The organism is Streptomyces sp. NBC_01471 (assembly GCF_041438865.1).
Classification (GTDB): domain Bacteria; phylum Actinomycetota; class Actinomycetes; order Streptomycetales; family Streptomycetaceae; genus Streptomyces.
On record NZ_CP109450.1, the window covers coordinates 4,363,700 to 4,380,293 of the forward strand.

The following is a 16,594-nucleotide window of genomic DNA, read 5'->3' on the forward strand; positions in this document are numbered from 1 at the left end:
TCCGGCTGAGGCGTCAGACCCGTTGCGCGGCGCCCAGGTGGGCGCTGAGCTGCTGGAGGACCGTCCAGGCACGGGCGTCGGTCCCGTCGCCGAGCGGGTAGTGCAGCGCGGGCCTCGCCGCCGGCCCGAGCGGGACGGGCCGCAGGTTCAGCGGCGGGCGGCGGGCATGGGTGAGCCCGATGGCGCGTACGTCCGCGGCACCGAGGGTGAAGGAGAGCGGGACGGGCGGTTTCTCGAAGCGGGGCGGGACGGTGAGGTCGCGCCGGGCCACGCGCAGGGAGGCAAGCAGCGAGACGAGACCGTGTCCGCCCACGAGGCTATCGGCCAGGGGCGCGAGCGCGTCGAGGGGCGGCGTTTCGCCGGCGCCGTAGCCGAGGGTGAGGGTGATGTCTTCGGCGACGCCGTCCTTGGCACGGGTGATGCGATGGAGCGCGAGCCCCGGCCGGCCGGGATGGCCGACAGCGGTCAGCTGGGTGGGTTCGGGTGCGCGGTCCCGGGCGAGGGCGGTCAGCTGGCGGGTGGACCAGGGCAGGTTGACGGGTTCCGCGCTGCCCCAGCCTGCGGGGGCGGTGCCGGTGAGTGCCTCCCACGCCGTCTGGAGGGCGCGGCCCAGGACCAGGTCGGGTACGGGTTCGTGCAGCACGCGGAAGGCGACGACGAGCTGGTGTTCGTCTCCCCTGCCGGTGGTCCCGGCGAAGGCCTCGGCGACCGGCGTGGCGCCTGTTTCGCAGGGTTCGGGGGCGAAGGTTCCGTCCTGCCAGCGCAGTACGGCTCCGGAGAGCCCGTCGTAGTAGCCGCAGTCGGGGTCCTGCACGACCCACCGGTTGGGGAGGCCGGTGAGCGCGGTGCGCAGCGGCAGGCTGAGATGTACGTGCGGTGGGGTGACGATGTGCAGGGCACGACCCGTCGCGATGGCCGTGCGCAGGACGTCGGAGAGCCAGGTGGTGAGTGCGACGACGGGGCGATCGGCCAGGACGACCGCGGTGCTGTCGGTGAGTACGTCCACGCTGTCGCTGAGTACGTCCACGGCGGGTGGTGCCGCACCGGGCACGGCGCGTGGGGTGACGTCGCCGGCCGGCGTGCCGACCACGTCGGTGGTGGCCGCCGTGCTGGGCCAGGTACTGCCGCCGAGGAGGGCGGTGAGCCGGCCGCCTACGGAACCGGCCAGACGCTCGGCCTCCGGCAGCGCGGTGCAGGCGCGGGCCTCGGTCCACCAGTACGGGATGTCCGGGAGCGGAACGCCGGCGCCGAGGAGCCGTTCGGCCTCTCCCGGCACTTGTACCAGGAGGGGGGCTTCGACGGAGACCAGCGCGCGCCCGTCCGGAGCGCAGAGCTGGATGACCGCGCCGTCGTGGACCGCCCGGACGTCGAGACCTGGCCCGCCCGCGTAGAGACCGGCCAGGACGGCCCAGGTGTCGGGCATCTTCGGGGTGAGTGCGATGACGTCCTTGGTCACGAGGCCTGTCCTGAGTGGTCGGGGCGCCCCGGGCGGTCGCGGTGTTCCGTCTGATCCACCCGGTCCGGCCGGGGCGCCGGTTCCGGCTGTTCCGGGGCGAGGGCGGTCTGGATGAGCTGGTGCCGGTGTCCGCGCCGGACGAGCGTGCCGCGGCCCGGCGGCTGTGCCGTGGCGTAGAGGCCGGGAAGGAGCTGGCCCTCAGTACGGTCCCCGGTCATCAGCAGCGCGGCGGTTCCGGTCTCCCGCAGCGTGGTCAGGAACGGCTCGTACAGGGCACGCGAGGATCCGGCGACCCGGCGGGCCACGACGAAGTGCAGGCCGATGTCCTGGGCGGAGGACACGTGCGGCAGGAACGCGGCGAGCGGCTGCTGACCCGCCGTGGTGAGGATGTCGTAGTCGTCGATCAGTACGACGATGCGGGGCCCCGGGAAGGAAGAGCCGTCGGCGGGCGCGTCGGGGTCGATGCCCTCGCCCGGCAGGCGCTTCTCCAGTTCCTTGGCCATGCCGGCGGCGAGCGCGGCGCCCGTCCTCGCGTTGTGCGCGTATCCGCCCCGGTACGGCTCCGGCACGACGCCGCGCAGACCGCGGCGCGGGTCGAAGACCGCGAAGACCAGCTCGTCGTCGGCGTAGCGGTCGATGAACTGCCGGGCGACGAGGCGCAGCAGGTTGGTCTTGCCGCATTCGTTGTCGCCGAGGATCAGCAGATTCTGGTCGCGCTCGAACAGGTCGAGCAGCACAGGAGCGAGAGTCTCCTGGCCGACCCCGATGGGGATCCGCTTCGGCTCGGCCCCCGCGGACGGCAGCCGCGCGGCAGGCAGCCGGACGGGCAGGACCCGTACCGGAGCGGCGACTTCCCCGTGCCAGTTGGCCCGGAGTGTCCGGGCCGCGTCCTCCAGGGCGGGGCCGAGATCACTGGTGCGGAGTGCCGAATCGATACGGGGCAGCGCGGTCTGGGCGAAGAGTCTGTCCTTGGTGAGGACGCGTCCGGGCGTATCGGCGCTGAGGGTCTGGGCGAGTTTGCGGTCGACGACGGAGTCGCCGGGGTCGTTGAGGCGCAGTTCCAGCTGGGTGCCGAACATCGACTGGGTGGCGATCCGGACCTCGTTCCAGCGCAGCATCCCGGCGACGACGTGGATGCCGTACCCGCCGCCGCGCTTGAGGAGGTCGGCGACATCGTCGTCGAGACCGGCGAACTCCTCGCGCAGCGCACCGAAACCGTCGATGAGCAGCACGACGTCGGTCGAGCCGATCTCCGGCAGTTTGCCCAGCGCACGCAGGTGGCGCAGCTGGTCGACGGAGTCGATGCCGTGCTCGCGGAAGCACTCCTCGCGGGTGGCGAGCATGGCGCGGACCTCGGCGACCGTGCGGTCGGCACGCTCGCGGTCCGCCCGGCCGGCCACTCCGCCCACGTGCGGCAGCCCGGTCAGCGCGCCGAGCCCGCCGCCGACCAGGTCGAGGCCGTAGACGGCGACCTCCTGCGGGGTGTGTGTCATCGCCAGCGAGAGGGCGAGGGTGCGCAGCAGGGTGGTCTTTCCGGACTGGGGGCCGCCGATGATCGCGACGTGGCCGCCGGCGACGGTGAGGTCCAGTGTCCAGGGGCCCTGCCACTGCTGGGCCGGGTCGTCGAGCAGGCCGAGTGGTACGCACAGAGGGCCGGGGCGGTTGGCCAGGTGGAGGCCGCGCCCGGAGACCTGGACGGGCCCTGCGGCTCCATCGAGGGTGAGGGCGTCGGGCAGCGGGGGCAGCCACACCCGGCGCACCGGGGCGGCCGCTGAGCGGAGCTGGTCGGCCATCACCGACATCACGGTCGGCCCGGTCTCCCGTTCACGTATCCCGGTCTCGGCTCCGGCCCCGGCTTCGGAGTCCTGTACAGCGGGCGCCGAGGGGAGGTTGAAGGCCGGGTATGGCCTGGCGAGGGGCCCGGTGTCCGCCGACTCGACCGGGGCCGGCCCGTGGTGGGCGCCGGAGACGTATCCGGCCTTGAAGCGTTCGTACGTGGAGGTGTCCACCTTGAGGTATCCGAAGCCCGGCAGCGGGGGCAGGCGGAAGGCGTCCGTGGTGTCGAGGACGGTCCGCGACTCGTCGGCGGAGAAGGTCCGGAGCCCCAGCCGGTAGGAGAGATAGGTGTCCAGGCCCTTGAGCCTGCCGCCTTCGATGCGCTGGCTGGAGAGCAGCAGGTGGACGCCGATCGACCGCCCGATCCGTCCGATGGAGAGGAACAGGTCGATGAAGTCCGGCTTGGCGGTGATCAGTTCGCCGAACTCGTCGATGACGACGAACAGGTGCGGGAGCGGCTCAAGGCCGGGCCGCTGCTCGCGCAGGGCGGCGTAGTGGCCGATGTCCGCGATGTTCCCTGCGTCCTTGAGTACCTGCTGGCGGCGCTTGACCTCACCCGCGAGGCTGGTGTGGACCCGCTCGACCAGTCCGGCCTGGTTCTCCAGATTGGTGATCACTCCGGCCACATGGGGCAGGCCTTCGAAGGGGGCGAACGTCGCGCCGCCCTTGTAGTCGACCAGTACCATCGCCAGGTCCTCGGGCGGATGCGAGGTGACCAGCGCGAGGACCAGCGTCCGCAGGAGTTCGCTCTTGCCGGATCCGGTGGCGCCGACGCACAGCCCGTGCGGTCCCATGCCCAGTTCCGACGACTCCTTCAGGTCCAGCAGCACCGGTTCATGCGAGTCGTTGACGCCGATCGGCACCCGCAGGAACGACCGCTCACCGCGGGGCGCCCACAGCAGTCCGAGGTCCAGGGCGGCCGGGTCGCCGATGCCCAGCAGGGCGGGGAAGTCGATCGGGCCGGACACCGGAGTGCCCTCGGCAGGGGATTCGGCCGACAGACGCAAGGGGGCGAGCATGCGGGCGATCCCCTCGGCGCCCGCGCGGCTCACCGCGTCCGACACCCCGAGGGCCCGGGGGGCATCGGGAGTGCGCAGGTCCTCGACGGTGACGCGGTCGCCGTCGACGCTGATGCGGACCGCCACCTGATCCGGTTCGTGGATCTGCTCGCCGAGCAGATGCAGCACGGTGATGCCCATGCCGGCCAGGCCGACCGCCGTGTCCGGGCGGGGCAGTTCACCGGCCGGCTCCCCGTACTCGTCACTGACCACGAGCATCCGGCCGGTGAGCGCCAGTGCGTCCTTGCCGGAGAGGCCGCGCCGTACCTCAGCCGCGTACGAGGCCCGTTGCCGCAGATCGGCGCCGAGCCTTTTCGACAGCTGGACCAGATCGGGGGCGATCCGGCGGGCGGCGACCGGGCCGTCGTCATCGTCGTGGGCCCGGCCGTCCAGGACGTGGGGCAGCCACTTGGTCCACTCCCACTCCATGAGCTGCTCTCCGGGTACGGCGAGGGCGAGCGCCACGTCGTCCGGGGCGTGGGTCACGGCGGTCTGGATCAGCAGGGCGCGTGCGAGGCGCAGGACGCCCTCCCGGTCCCCGACGATGCTGACGTTCCCGGCCCGGTCCAGCGGGACCGTCAGCGGAAAGTCCGACGTGGTGGTGTAGCGGGACAACAGGGCCCGCGCCTCGTTGAGCATGAACGGGTCCGGGGGCGTCAGCACACCTCCGGCGCTGTTCTGGCCGATGGCCAGCTCCTGTACCGGTACGTCGCCGGTACCGACCCGGATCCGCAGGAAGTCGGGGTCCGGACGGCGGCGTTCCCACAGTCGCGCCGGGTCGCGTATGAGGTCGTACAACGCCTCCGGTGGCGGGTTCAGTACTCGTGCGGCCTGCCGCCGTCGGCGCTCTTGCAGTCCGAGCTCCTCCCGCAGCTCTTCCAGGTGTTCCAGATAGCGCTCACGCTGGGTCCGGCGGGTGCGCTGGGCCTTCCCGCGCTGGGACAGGAAGAGCGCGACGGCCCCGAGGAGCGCGATGACCAGGACGATGGCACCCAGACCGGCGAACTGGCTGCTGCGGATCACGGTCATCATCACGACCGAGCTCATGACACCGGCCATCGGCAGCAAGGCCCGCGCTCCACCGCCGGTCTTGCCCCCCGGCAGATTGGGCGGCGGCTCGATCGTGCGGGCCGGGGCAGGCCCCGGCGCTCTCGTGGAGCGAGCGGGGCGGTGGATCAGCTGCTGGGTCATCGTGCGCGTACCGCCCGTCCCATCGCTTCGGCGGCGAGCCGGGTGGCCGCCATCCGGGTTTCCTGGCCGAGCAGGGCGGGTTGGATGGGGCCTCCTCCGGCCAGATGCCGGTCGTAGGGCACACGCAGCACGGTGACACCGGTCTCGCGCAGATGTGTGGCGGCCGTCTTCGGGTCGAGGACGAAGTCCGGCGAGTTGGAGACCAGGGCGACCACGGTGGTGGCCAGCGCCTGGTGCGGGAGCTGTGCCAGCCAGTCCAGCACGGCGCGGGTGCCGTTCACACCCTCGGCCGTGAGCGGAGCGACCACCACGCGGGCGTGCGCGGTGTCCATCGCGGTACGCGCCACCTCGCCCGGCAGGGACTCGCAGTCCACCACGCTCACCGCGAAGTACCTCCGGAGCGCGAGCGTCACCGTGCGGTAGGTCCGTACGTCCAGCGGCGCGCCCACCCTTCCCTGGCTGGCGGGCAGCAGCCAGCCACCGTCCGCGACCGGTACGAGATAACCGGTGACGTCGGTCAACTGCATCGACGGCGTGAGGATGTGCGCCAGCTCGCGGAACGACCAGCGCACCGTCTCGGCGCCGAGACGTACCGGCAGTGTCCCCAGGGCGGCATCGGCGTCCAGCGCGAGCACGGGGTCGTGCCGGTAGTGGTTGAACGTCCGGGCCAGCAGAGCGGACGTCGTGGTCTTGCCGACTCCCCCGCGAATCGACGTCACCGCGATGACACGCCCCGTGGTCACCGGCTGTTGCAACTCCCGGGCCGTACGGGACTCCTCGGCCACCTCCTGCGCGGCGGAGGCGGTGAGCTTGCGCAGCGAGCGCCCGGTACGGCGGGAGAGTGAATCCCCGTGGCGCGGGGGGCTCATGGCGTGGGTGAGGCGAGGGTCGACGGTCGGGACGGATTCCGGGGTGGCCATGGGCGCGGCGGGCCTCGATGTGGCTCTGGTGGTGGGCCGACGCGGATCCGGCACCGCTGGGGGAGCGGGGCGTTGGGCGGGGGCCGGTGCGCGCTGCGGCGCAGGCGGGTGTACGGGTGGAGGGGCCGGCGCGGGTAGGGGTTCCGGGGCGGGTGGTGGGGGATTCCGGTCCGCTGGTGGGGGAGCCGGGGACCGCTCCCCCAGCTCACGCAGCACGTCGCGCTGCCAGTCACCCTGCGCCATATCCAGTCCCCGCACCTTCACGCGAATGTGCCGAGCAGCCGCCCGTACACCCCGAACACTCCGATGGCCAGCGGGAACAGCGCGATCACCCCGGCGGATTCCACCGCGTCGCCGAGCCTGCGCAGCCGCACCCGGACATGCTCCGCGGGCTGAACTGTCAGGACCACCAAGGGGACCAGCGCGAGTACGACCAGCAGGGCCAGCGGCCCGGCCGCACCGGAACCCTCCAGCCAGACCCAGGCGAGCCGCACTGTCACGACCGCCGAGGCGACCAGCAGCGCCACCACTTCGGCCACCAGCGGGAAGGCCCGAGCCCGCAGGGCGAGCACCAGCGTGACGCACACCGCCAGCGGGACGGTCCACACCGACGGCGACCGCAGCGCCAGCAGGGCGGCCACGGAGGCGGATACGGCCATCACGACCGTGGCGAGCACCAGCCCGCGATGGGTGGCAGCCAGCGCGGTGGACACCTGGTACCGGCTCACCGACGCGCCACCGGAGCGCCGGTCGTCCAGTCCCGAAAGTCCCGAGGCCATCAGCGCCAGTCGCGGCAACACACCCAGCGCCACGATCGATACGACGGCCAGGACCGCCCCCGAGCGCACCTGCCCCACGTCCGGTACGGCTCCGGACTGCAACCAGGCCGCGACCTCCCAGCAGACGGCGCCGCCGGCGACGGCGGCCGCACCGGTCAATCCGCCCCGGCCCACGGGGGAGTACCGGCCCAGCAGAAGCAGCACCACGACGACGACCGCCGCCACACCACCCAGCCGGGCGCCACCGGACCACCCGTACGCGTCGGACAGCGTCCACGTCCCGAGAGCGCCCAACGCCCCGGCGGCCACGACGAGAGTGGTGGCCGGACCGCTGTGCGCGGCCCGCCCGCAGAGGACGCCGACGACCGCGCCCAGGACAGCCACGGCGACCAGGACGCCACCGGTCGTGGCCGCCGCGAACTCACCACGGGCCAGCACACCGGCCGCCAGAGACCACCCGACGGTCGCGAGCCCCGCGACGACCCGTCGCACCTGGGGCCGCCATCGCCAGGCGCGCAGGTCCAGGTCGTCGGCGGCCTCGTCGGTGACGTCGTGCACCACAGGAGCAGAGGGCGCGTCCTCGACACGGACCAGCCGCAACACCGCACCGTCCGGGACACCGGCCGATGCCAGGGTGCTGTCGTGGGCAAGCGCGGAACCGTCGGCCGTGACCATATGCCGGGCCATGGGGCGAGCGCTGACTTCGTCTCCCAGCAGGGTCAGCACTTCCGGGAGGAGCAGCCCGATCGCTTCCTGCGACGGAAGGACGAGATCAACACGCCGCCGCTCGCCGACCAGCGTGACCCGACTCAATTCCGTAACGCTCAATGACCCCGTGGCTACCACGCGTTCGAACCTATCATCGGGCGGTTGGCGGCACGGCGGGCGAAGTCTGCTGCACGGCCGGGCTCACCGACGACTTCCCGATGAGCCGATGAGAAACGAACGACCACCCGACACATCCCGCACAGAGAACGGCGGCGATGACGACCCCGGTAAGCACTTTCCCCAACCGTTCATCCGCGGAACGCCGACCGCGCTGGGACCCGAAGAGCAACGCGTCACGGATACGCCGCCGCCGAACGGAGACTGACTCCAGCAGCTGGCTATCGTAGTCATGCGCCATCAGTCCTCAGATCCTCGCCTGCGTGTCCCGGACGCGACAGCACCCAGACCGCCTGGAAGGCTCTCCGGGGTCCAGGGCCACCGGGCGACGGGTGTTGGTGTACTCACGGAAGTCCTCTGGCAATTGATTTGATCGGAGAGAGCATCGCTAGGGGATCGTTCGTACCCGCAGCGCGTTGAGGAGTGATGAGCAAGCTGCGCAGGGTGTGATGGGCTTCCCGTGATCGGGGTCACCGTGGCCTCGTACCATTCGAGATGTGATGGCCGCGCCCTGAAAGTGTGAGACCGCTTCCTCGGTCCCGATATGGCCGCCGTCGCCTCTGTGTGCGTCAAGTTGCCACAACTGGTCCGAGATCAGGGCAGATTCGGCGCAGGTGCCACTGAAGTTCTCACGTTGATCTTGGGGTAGGGAATCTATGAACTGCCAGACGAAAGGATGGAGATTTGGGTGCCCCGGGCCGATCAGGCTTGTATGGCTGAGTACTGTGCCGTTGATCAGCAGGGAAGACGCCACTGCTGGGAATTGACTAGACAAAGAAGTCCTCCGCGTCCGGAGCGTCCACACCTTTCAGGAAACGCTCGAAGGTGTCATTTTCGTCGGATCCTAGGAAATAAGCCCCTGTGTGGTGAAGGTGAAAGAACCGTCCCTCTTCGTCCACGAGAATCAGGCCGTACTCGGACGCCTCGTATCCGACGGGGAACAACATTTTACCCAGGTCGTCGGCAAGCTCTGAGATTTCCGCCGCGTCACCGGCGTACCCCACTGTCGGATTTATGACCAGGGCGAGGTTCGCAGTTTTCGGATGCGCCAGACGTAGAAGTCCGTATCGATGGACGAATTCCACTGCGGGTTCCACTGGCAGGAGAGGCGCCCCCTGGCGTTCGGCGTCGATCATTCTGACGTCGATGAGTTCGCTCGCGCGTTCCCCGATGTCTCTGCCTGGGGCCCAACCGTTCTCCCGCAGCCAGCGGGGTACTTGTGGAGACGAGCCGTCGGTAGCCATGTGGTGCCGCTCCGTATTGAATGGTTGATTATGAATGCGGGTGGATTCCAAGTTCCAGGAGGACGTGCTTGCAAGTATCGCATGCTGCGAGATAGGCATTGTGTGCCATCACGACTTCGCCGGTTTCACGATTGATCAGATCACCGATGCGTCTTGTGTGGACCGAACTTCCTTCCAGGGCCTTCCTGGCGTCATCAACAGTTCGTATCGCGGTGCTGGTGGGATCGAGCTGCGACAATCGGTCGCTGATCAGGGAAATTTCGGCGCATTTGCCGTGGCCGAATCCCTTTTTCTCGAGTATGCCAGCCGCGACATCATCACTGATCCGCTTCAGCACACCCTCAACAACCGGGTGGGTGTGAGGGAGCTTCTGGCCGTGCATTTTTGTGGTACTGCTGTGCGCGGTGATGGTGTTGTCGTGCAGAAGGCTGCCGGCGCATCCCTGTTCCAGCCGGTGCTGGCCGGCGGAGACGTTACTTCCCGTGGGAGTATTGAGCGCGTCATCCGCGAGTTGTCGTGCCTCCCTTTCCAGGACTGCGAGCTGTTCCTCCGGCGTGAGATGTGCGACTTCCAGCGCAGGCCGCCTGTGATGACGCATGCGGTCGGCGCTTGACCCATGCCAGCCGGGCTGAGGTTCCACGGGTGTGCCCTCAGGACCGTTGCCGCCGGAACCGGCCCCGTGGCCGGGCAGGCCGCTGCTTTCCTCAACTCCGTCTGCATGTGAGGTGGGGTCTTCAGTGCTGCTGCTGGTGCCATGCCCCGAGCTTCTGCTCTCCGCAGGGTGGGCCACTTGAGGCGCACTGTCACGGTGATCGAATTCTCCGCCGGAGTGATCGACGCTGTGCGAGTTGGTAGGTGATGCATCCGCGCCCCGGCTGGGTTCTGCAGTCTCTCGGCTCGGGATATTGCCTTCAGGCGGCCGACCCATGTCAGCGACGCTGTGCGCACTAGTCGGACCCACGTGTACGGGCTCCCGCCGCGGCAGTGAGCCCTCCAGCGCGGTGCGGTCGGCGGCGGAGAGTTCGACATGGTCCGGAGCGGTGGTGCCGTCGGGGCGTACGACGGTGCCGTCGTCCAGGTCGAGGCGGGTGCCGTCCGGCCATTCGATGTGGGTGCCGGTCACGACGGGGGTGTCGGCGCCGGTTTTGAGTACGGTGCCGTCGGGCTGGAGGTGGCCGGTGCCGGAGAGGATGCCGTTGTAGGCGCCGGAGTGGACGTTCCTGAGGCCCGCGAAGAGGTCACCCACCTTGATGGTGGCGAACTTGCCGGCCTTGCCGACGTAGGTCATGGGGTCGACGAGACGCCCCGCTTTGCCGACCACCGAGACGGTTTTGGCCAGTGCTCCGGTTTTCGCGGCGGTGCCGGCGCCTTCGGTGAAGACGGTGGTGACGATGTTGAACGTGACGGCCCCTGCCGCTCGGGCCGGGTTCTTGCCCCATTCGTCCCAGGCCACCAGCGCTTTGCCGGTGTCCTTCACGGCCTTGCGGCTGTCGCGCAGCCAGGACGGCAGTTTCTTGTCAGGGGTCGACCAGTAGAACGGCGCGATGCCTGGGCTCGAGAGCGCGAGACCGGTAGCAAGCTTGGCCAGTCCCTCCCAGGCCTGCCCGGCCTTGTCCCAGCCGTCGGTGCCGACCAGCGTGCCGAGCCCCTTGACCGTGCCCCAGACGCCGTCGACGACGAAGCCGTCCCATACGTAACTCTTGGCCTGATGCCCCAGCCAGGCCAGCCCCGTGTACTCACGTTCCGCGGGCGCCCCCCAGGGGGTCTGTTCGGCGTGGTCGAGGACGTCGGCCTTGTAGCCGTACATGTTCGGCTTGTGCGAGCCGTCGTCAGCGATGAGCGGCGCGCCGCCGACCAGTGCGGTGATCTTGCTGTAGCAGGCGCGCTCCGCGGAGGTGAAGGCGTCCTCGGCCGCGTTCACGTCGTGCCACAGGTCGTTGTTGTGATCGACCTTGTCCTGATCCCTGCGCCAGTGCTCATCGCCCTGCACGCTGTCCACAAACGCGATGGCGTCGGCCTTGAGGCTCTTGAGCCGCGCCACCACCGGCCGCACCTCGGCACTGTAAGCGCTCAGCGCGGAGGCCGCCTTCTCCAGGTCGTCGGCGATCGAGTCCGACTTTGTGGCCACCGGGCCGGTCGTCGCGAACAACTGCTCGGCTTCCGGTGCTTTGTAGAACGCCGACAGTCCCTGGAACGTGGAGTGCACGGACGCGCCCGAAGTCCGGAACAGCACCGCCTCCGCCGACAGTGCCAGCGCATCCGAGTCCAACTGGTCCAGATGCCCGGTGAACTGAGGAATTCCCGAAGGAACGATGAGATCGTTGTCGCCGCTCACTCCGCGCTCTTCTTCCCCTCGCCCGGAAGATGGATCACGGGTTCTTTCACCGCATTGCGCTGCACGTTCGCGGCCATCTCCACGTTGCCCTTGAGGTACTCGTGGGTGGCTTCACTCGCGCCGTTCAACGACTTGATGGTGCGCTGCGCCACGTAGACGAGGTCTCTCTGCTTCGCATGGTGGAACTCGGCCAGCGCCGCCGCCACCGGGCCGCTGGGCGGACCCGCGCCGCAATAGGTACCTGAGATCGTCCCCGCTGAACTGGCGGCGCTGGGCAGCGTCTTCTCCATCGATGTGCACGCATCGGACAGCCCTTCGGCGGCGGTCTCCGTCCTGCTCAGGACACCCCGCACCCCCGACACACTGATATCCCACGCCGTCATGAATAAGCCCCCGTGATCTCTTGCTCCTGAGCCGCAATCCGCGAGTCGCGCTCACGCATCGGTCCGCCCCATCCCGCTGCGGGCCGGTTTCGCGGTCAGCCGATGTTGTCGACCGCCGCCTTGGCCCGCGCCAGGGTCTGATGGGCCGTCCCGTCGTTCTTCTCCAGCGTGGTACGCACCAGATGGATAATGTTCCGCACCTCATCGGCAGCCCGGTTCCAGCGGACTTCCTTGCCGTGGTACTCGTCCGACACGCCGTCAGCGGTGAACTCCGCCATCGCGGCCCTCACCGCCCGGTCGCGGTCCCCGAGTACCAGCTCCAGCCGGCCGATGATCCCCTGCAACCCGCCCTGAACCTCCGCCGAGGCCCCGGTGTCGTAACTGTTGCGGTCCTGACTCGCCATGACGAACCCCCCTGTGCCCTCTCGCCTATCGCCCGGAGAATCGGGCCGCATCGAAATTCGCGGCACCCATGTGTTGGTGCGCGTTGTCCGCGCTCTCCTGGTCACCCGTCACAAAGGCACTGTCCATGCCCGACTGACCGCCCAGTATCGAATGCAGCGAGCCGTTCAACGCAGCCGTGATCTCGTCCGAGTGCTGCTTGAACGTATCGAAAGCCACCTTCCCGGAGCCGTTGAATTTCCCTTCCAACGGCTCCGCCGCAGCGATCAACTGCTGGATCAATACACCCAGATCGCTGCTGGAACCTGACGTGCTCTTCCCCAGATCCGACAGAGTCGTAGACCCCATGTCGAACTTCATGCCACCGCCCCCGTCATGACGTACGCGTGCCGCGAGCCCACGAGCAGGGAGTACCCGCTTCGCGACTCACCGGAGTCGAAAGCATAGCAATCGAACGTATGTCGCACATGCAATTGATGGGGAGTTGGCGCGTCTGTGCCTTCGTCGTCGGCGTCGTGCATCCGCACGCGCGGAAAACGGAGTTGGCGCCGAAATATCCCCGTGCCCTGAAGCTGCTGGTGGCGCCACACTGTCGCAATGGATCATGTCGAGATCGCCGGCGAACTGGTGCGGGACCGTTTCCCTGAGGCGCGGGCCGCCTTTCTGGCCGGCAGCGTACTGACTCACCGCCGCACACCCACCTCCGACTTGGACATCGTGGTGCTGCTGACCGGCCCGCCCGCCCCCTTTCGGGAGAGCCTGGTGCATGAAGGCTGGCCGGTGGAGCTGTTCGTCCAGACTGAGGCCGACTGGCGTCTCTTCGCTGAGCGGGAGACGGCCGACCGCAAGTCTCCGCTGCTGGCCATGTGCGCGGACGGCATGTTGCTGATCGACGCGGACGGGCTCGGAGCTGTGCTGCAGGCTGAGTCCCGGGAACGGTTGGCGGCGGGGCCTCCTCCCGTATCAGCGACAGAGCTGGAGGACCGGCGGTACGCACTCACCGACACCCTGGACGATCTTCGCGGCTGCACCGACCTGTTGGAGCAGGCTTATCTGGTGGCAGACCTGTTGCAGCGCGCCTCGGAATTGGCCCTGCTGGCAGGCGGGCACTGGCTCGGCGGCGGCAAGTGGCTCTCACGGCGACTCGCTGCGGCCGACCCCGGATTGCACAGGCGCCTGACAGCGGGTGCGGCTGCGGCGATGTCCCAGCGGGCGGACGGAACCGGCCACTTCACCGAAGCGGTGAAGGAAGTCCTGGAGTTGGCCGGCGGGCCCCTGTGGGCCGGGTACAGCCGCGGGTGAGGCGGGTGGCAGCCGCCACCGGCCGGGACGCCTTGCGCGTTGCCACCTCAGCCGCGGCGCGTCACACCTGACGCGCCGCGGCCACCGCCTCGCGCATCGCATGCCGTGTCCGGGGCCGGTCGCGTGCCAGCAGTTCGACCGCGCGGCCCAGCCAGTCGGCGTCGGCGAACCGGTGTGCCTCGCCCTCACTGGCGATCTGTCTGAGCAGTTCCTCGAACAGCGCCAGGTGAGTGAGGTTGTACCAGTAGGGGTGGCGGTCGAAGGCGGCCAGCCCGTTCTCGTACGGGTGCCGCAGGGTCATGTGGACATAACCGTGGCCGCGGCCCTTCCACGGGCCCGGCAGCCCGCCCAGCAGTGCCCGCATGCCGTACGAGCCCATCGGGGGATACTTGGCGCCGAGCGTGAAACCGATCGACATGACCCTGGACCAGGGAATCAACTGGTCATTGGTTTGCGCCGAGTTCCCCGACTTCAGGGAGTTCCCCGAGTCCCCCGCGTGCTGGTACAGCCCGTCGGCGCGGAACTCCAGCCAGGTGCCGCCCGGCCGTCGGCAATTGCCCACGGCCCAGCGGCCGTCGACCCGTTCCAGCGGGCCCAGAGACGCGGGTATGTCACTCATCCGCTCATTGGAGCACGGCCGGCGCGCCACCGGGATGCGTATCTGCCGTGTGCCCTTCAGGTTCCGGCCGCCCCGGTGCCTCGGTGCCTCGGTCTCTCAACCTGCGGCACGAGCACGGCGAGGATCGCGGCGGGCCCGTTCCAGGGGCGGTGGCGCAGAGGCCGCCGAACGGGCTGAGCCCCGTGGTAACCGCCGCCTGGGGGCTCAGCCCGTGGTGTCACTCGGGTGTCAGACCGTGACGCCGAAGTCCTGGGCGATGCCGGCCAGGCCCGACGCGTAGCCCTGGCCGACCGCGCGGAACTTCCACTCCGCGCCGTTGCGGTAGAGCTCGCCGAAGACCATGGCGGTCTCGGTGGCGGCGTCCTCGCTCAGGTCGTAGCGGGCGATCTCGGCCTCGCCGGCCTGGTTGATGATGCGGATGAAGGCGTTCCGCACCTGGCCGAAGTTCTGCGAGCGGTTCTCCGCGTCGTAGATCGAGACCGGGAAGACGATCTTCTCGATGTCGGCGGGCAGACCGGCCAGGTTGACCTTGATCTGCTCGTCGTCGCCCTCGCCCTGGCCCGTGACGTTGTCACCGGTGTGCACGATGGTCTGGTCCGGCGTCGCCTTGTTGTTGAAGAAGACGAAGTGGCCGTCGGAGTAGACCTTGCCCTCGGTGTTCACCGCGATGGCCGAGGCGTCGAGGTCGAAGTCCGTGCCGGTGGTCGTACGGACGTCCCAGCCGAGGCCCACCGTGACGGCGGTCAGGCCCGGGGCCTCCTTGGTGAGGGAGACGTTGCCGCCCTTGGACAGGCTTACAGCCATGGGGATGTCCCTTTCCGTTCTGTACGCGGGCTTCGTGTGGTCACGACGCTACCGTTACCCGCCATAACGTCGGCAGGGGACCGAGAGGTTCCAACTCTCTTTGCCCTCTTTACTTTCTTTACCCGGCCCTCCCGCCCCGGCGGGCGGCGGCGCCCAGCCGCCCGTGGCGGATCCGGGCGGGAAATACGGGTGACGCACCGGTCCGGACCAGCGACCATGGACACATGTCCGGTCCCTATGTCGTCCGTGGTGCGGTCTCCCTGCCGGAGACCGAACTCATGTGGCGCTTCTCGCGCTCGTCAGGACCCGGTGGCCAGCACGTCAACACCAGTGACACGCAGGTGGAGCTCCGCTTCGACCTCGCGAACACGGAGGCGCTGCCACCGGTCTGGAAGGAGCGTGCCCTGGAGCGGCTGGCCGCGCGGCTGGTCGGCGGGGTGATCACCGTACGGGCATCGGAGCACCGGTCGCAGTGGCGCAACCGGGAGATGGCCGCGGTACGGCTCGCGTCGCTGCTCGCGGAGGCCACGGCGCCGCCGCCGAAGCCCCGGCGGGCCACGAAGATCCCCCGCGGGATCAACGAGCGGCGGCTGCGGAACAAGAAGCAGCGCAGCGACACCAAGCGAGGACGCGCCGGACGCGGCTGGGACTGACTCGCTGACCCGCTGGCCTACGGGCCCGCTGACCCACTGATCGGGGCTGGATCCCTCATCCGCTCCGCTCCCGGCCCGTTCTCACCCCAGTTGCCGGTACCGCCCCCGGAAGTACGTCAGCGGGCCGGTCTCCGTGCTCGGCAGGTCCACCGTCAGGACGCGGCCGATCACCAGCGTGTGGTCCCCCGCCTCCACCCGCTGCTCCGTCACGCACTCCAGCGTCGCCAGCGCGCCCCCGACCAGTGGGGCCCCCGACACCTCGCCGCGGGTGAACGGCACGTCGGCGAAGAGCAGGTCGTCGCTGATGCGGCCCTTCATCGCGAACCGGCCCGCGATCTGCCGCTGACTCTCCGCCAGGAGGGCGGCCGCCCAGTGGGGCTGCTCGGCCAGCAGGTCGTCCATCCGGGAACCGTTCCGTACGCTCACCATCGCCAGTGGCGGATCCAGTGACACCGACATGAACGCCGTCGCCGTCATCCCGACGTCGGCGCCCCGCGGGCCGCCGTCCGCGTCGTGGGCCGTCACCAGCACCACGCCTGCGGTCAGCCGGGACATGGCGGCGCGGAATTCGTCGTTGCTCACCCCCTCAGGATGGGGGATGGGCTCGGAGTGCGGGGTGGCTATCGTCTGGGACACAACAAGAACGCTAGCTCCGGCCCCGTACGCCCGCATCGGGCCGCAGGACCAGACGAGTCCTAGGACCGGCACGGCCGACCCGTTGCTTCTC

At 69.5% G+C, this 16,594-nt stretch carries 16 protein-coding genes; 2 read left to right on the forward strand and 14 right to left on the reverse strand.

The genetic code is table 11. The annotated features are described in order from the left end of the window. Positions 1-13: 13 nt before the first annotated feature. The 11 genes from OG285_RS19400 to OG285_RS19450 form a co-directional block, all read right to left on the reverse strand. Positions 14-1,456, reverse strand: a complete 1,443-nt coding sequence (locus OG285_RS19400) for a DUF6177 family protein (protein ID WP_371791691.1) — start codon at positions 1,454-1,456, stop codon at positions 14-16. Next, positions 1,453-5,541: a type VII secretion protein EccCb gene (gene eccCb / locus OG285_RS19405; RefSeq protein ID WP_371791692.1), complete on the reverse strand. Its 4,089-nt coding sequence runs from the start codon at positions 5,539-5,541 to the stop codon at positions 1,453-1,455. Before eccCb ends, OG285_RS19400 begins: the two co-directional genes overlap by 4 nt. Next, on the reverse strand, positions 5,538-6,461 hold the full coding sequence (locus OG285_RS19410) for an AAA family ATPase (RefSeq protein ID WP_371791693.1): 924 nt from the start codon (positions 6,459-6,461) through the stop codon (positions 5,538-5,540). Before OG285_RS19410 ends, eccCb begins: the two co-directional genes overlap by 4 nt. Before the next feature lie 260 nt (positions 6,462-6,721). Next, entirely contained in the window at positions 6,722-8,053 is a 1,332-nt protein-coding gene (eccD, locus tag OG285_RS19415; protein ID WP_371791694.1) for a type VII secretion integral membrane protein EccD, read from the reverse strand. 46 nt (positions 8,054-8,099) lie between these two features. Then, positions 8,100-8,366 carry a hypothetical protein gene (locus OG285_RS19420; protein ID WP_371791695.1) on the reverse strand — a complete coding sequence of 89 codons (267 nt, stop codon included), beginning with the start codon at positions 8,364-8,366 and terminating at the stop codon, positions 8,100-8,102. A gap of 147 nt (positions 8,367-8,513) precedes the next feature. Continuing rightward, positions 8,514-8,930: a YwqJ-related putative deaminase gene (locus OG285_RS19425; protein ID WP_371791696.1), complete on the reverse strand. Its 417-nt coding sequence runs from the start codon at positions 8,928-8,930 to the stop codon at positions 8,514-8,516. After that, on the reverse strand, positions 8,893-9,369 hold the full coding sequence (locus tag OG285_RS19430; RefSeq protein ID WP_371791697.1) for an SUKH-3 domain-containing protein: 477 nt from the start codon (positions 9,367-9,369) through the stop codon (positions 8,893-8,895). Before OG285_RS19430 ends, OG285_RS19425 begins: the two co-directional genes overlap by 38 nt. A gap of 28 nt (positions 9,370-9,397) precedes the next feature. Beyond that, entirely contained in the window at positions 9,398-11,704 is a 2,307-nt protein-coding gene (locus OG285_RS19435; protein WP_371791698.1) for a YwqJ-related putative deaminase, read from the reverse strand. Then, entirely contained in the window at positions 11,701-12,087 is a 387-nt protein-coding gene (locus OG285_RS19440) for a DUF6507 family protein (RefSeq protein ID WP_356827779.1), read from the reverse strand. The genes OG285_RS19435 and OG285_RS19440 overlap by 4 nt, the downstream gene beginning before the upstream one ends. Positions 12,088-12,182: 95 nt before the next feature. Beyond that, on the reverse strand, positions 12,183-12,491 hold the full coding sequence (locus tag OG285_RS19445) for a pore-forming ESAT-6 family protein (RefSeq protein WP_356827781.1): 309 nt from the start codon (positions 12,489-12,491) through the stop codon (positions 12,183-12,185). 25 nt (positions 12,492-12,516) lie between these two features. Next, a complete protein-coding gene (locus tag OG285_RS19450; protein ID WP_356827783.1) occupies positions 12,517-12,849 on the reverse strand; it encodes a hypothetical protein in 333 nt (110 codons plus the stop codon). A gap of 237 nt (positions 12,850-13,086) precedes the next feature. On the opposite strand from OG285_RS19450, the gene OG285_RS19455 reads away from it, so the two are divergent. After that, entirely contained in the window at positions 13,087-13,791 is a 705-nt protein-coding gene (locus OG285_RS19455) for a nucleotidyltransferase domain-containing protein (protein WP_371791699.1), read from the forward strand. Between the two features lie 61 nt (positions 13,792-13,852). Here the strand turns inward: OG285_RS19455 and OG285_RS19460 are convergent, their stop codons facing one another. Then, a complete protein-coding gene (locus OG285_RS19460) occupies positions 13,853-14,410 on the reverse strand; it encodes a hypothetical protein (protein WP_371791700.1) in 558 nt (185 codons plus the stop codon). A 228-nt stretch (positions 14,411-14,638) separates the two neighbouring features. Then, complete coding sequence (locus OG285_RS19465) at positions 14,639-15,214, reverse strand: TerD family protein (protein ID WP_356827789.1); 576 nt, start codon at positions 15,212-15,214, stop codon at positions 14,639-14,641. Between the two features lie 224 nt (positions 15,215-15,438). On the opposite strand from OG285_RS19465, the gene arfB reads away from it, so the two are divergent. After that, positions 15,439-15,867: an alternative ribosome rescue aminoacyl-tRNA hydrolase ArfB gene (gene arfB, locus OG285_RS19470; protein WP_371791701.1), complete on the forward strand. Its 429-nt coding sequence runs from the start codon at positions 15,439-15,441 to the stop codon at positions 15,865-15,867. Between the two features lie 81 nt (positions 15,868-15,948). Here arfB and OG285_RS19475 read toward each other — a convergent pair whose 3' ends face one another. Beyond that, positions 15,949-16,539 carry a flavin reductase family protein gene (locus tag OG285_RS19475; protein WP_356828314.1) on the reverse strand — a complete coding sequence of 197 codons (591 nt, stop codon included), beginning with the start codon at positions 16,537-16,539 and terminating at the stop codon, positions 15,949-15,951. Between the last annotated feature and the right edge of the window lie 55 nt (positions 16,540-16,594).

Coding starts and splice junctions, on each gene's coding strand:
- OG285_RS19465 (WP_356827789.1), bottom strand. CDS start 15,214: ATGGCTGTAAGCCTGTCCAAGGGCGGCAACGTCTCCCTCACCAAGGAG.
- OG285_RS19410 (WP_371791693.1), bottom strand. CDS start 6,461: ATGGCCACCCCGGAATCCGTCCCGACCGTCGACCCTCGCCTCACCCAC.
- OG285_RS19430 (WP_371791697.1), bottom strand. CDS start 9,369: ATGGCTACCGACGGCTCGTCTCCACAAGTACCCCGCTGGCTGCGGGAG.
- OG285_RS19420 (WP_371791695.1), bottom strand. CDS start 8,366: ATGGCGCATGACTACGATAGCCAGCTGCTGGAGTCAGTCTCCGTTCGG.
- eccCb (WP_371791692.1), bottom strand. CDS start 5,541: ATGACCCAGCAGCTGATCCACCGCCCCGCTCGCTCCACGAGAGCGCCG.
- OG285_RS19440 (WP_356827779.1), bottom strand. CDS start 12,087: ATGACGGCGTGGGATATCAGTGTGTCGGGGGTGCGGGGTGTCCTGAGC.
- OG285_RS19460 (WP_371791700.1), bottom strand. CDS start 14,410: ATGAGTGACATACCCGCGTCTCTGGGCCCGCTGGAACGGGTCGACGGC.
- OG285_RS19455 (WP_371791699.1), top strand. CDS start 13,087: ATGGATCATGTCGAGATCGCCGGCGAACTGGTGCGGGACCGTTTCCCT.
- OG285_RS19475 (WP_356828314.1), bottom strand. CDS start 16,539: ATGCGGGCGTACGGGGCCGGAGCTAGCGTTCTTGTTGTGTCCCAGACG.
- OG285_RS19450 (WP_356827783.1), bottom strand. CDS start 12,849: ATGAAGTTCGACATGGGGTCTACGACTCTGTCGGATCTGGGGAAGAGC.
- arfB (WP_371791701.1), top strand. CDS start 15,439: ATGTCCGGTCCCTATGTCGTCCGTGGTGCGGTCTCCCTGCCGGAGACC.
- OG285_RS19445 (WP_356827781.1), bottom strand. CDS start 12,491: ATGGCGAGTCAGGACCGCAACAGTTACGACACCGGGGCCTCGGCGGAG.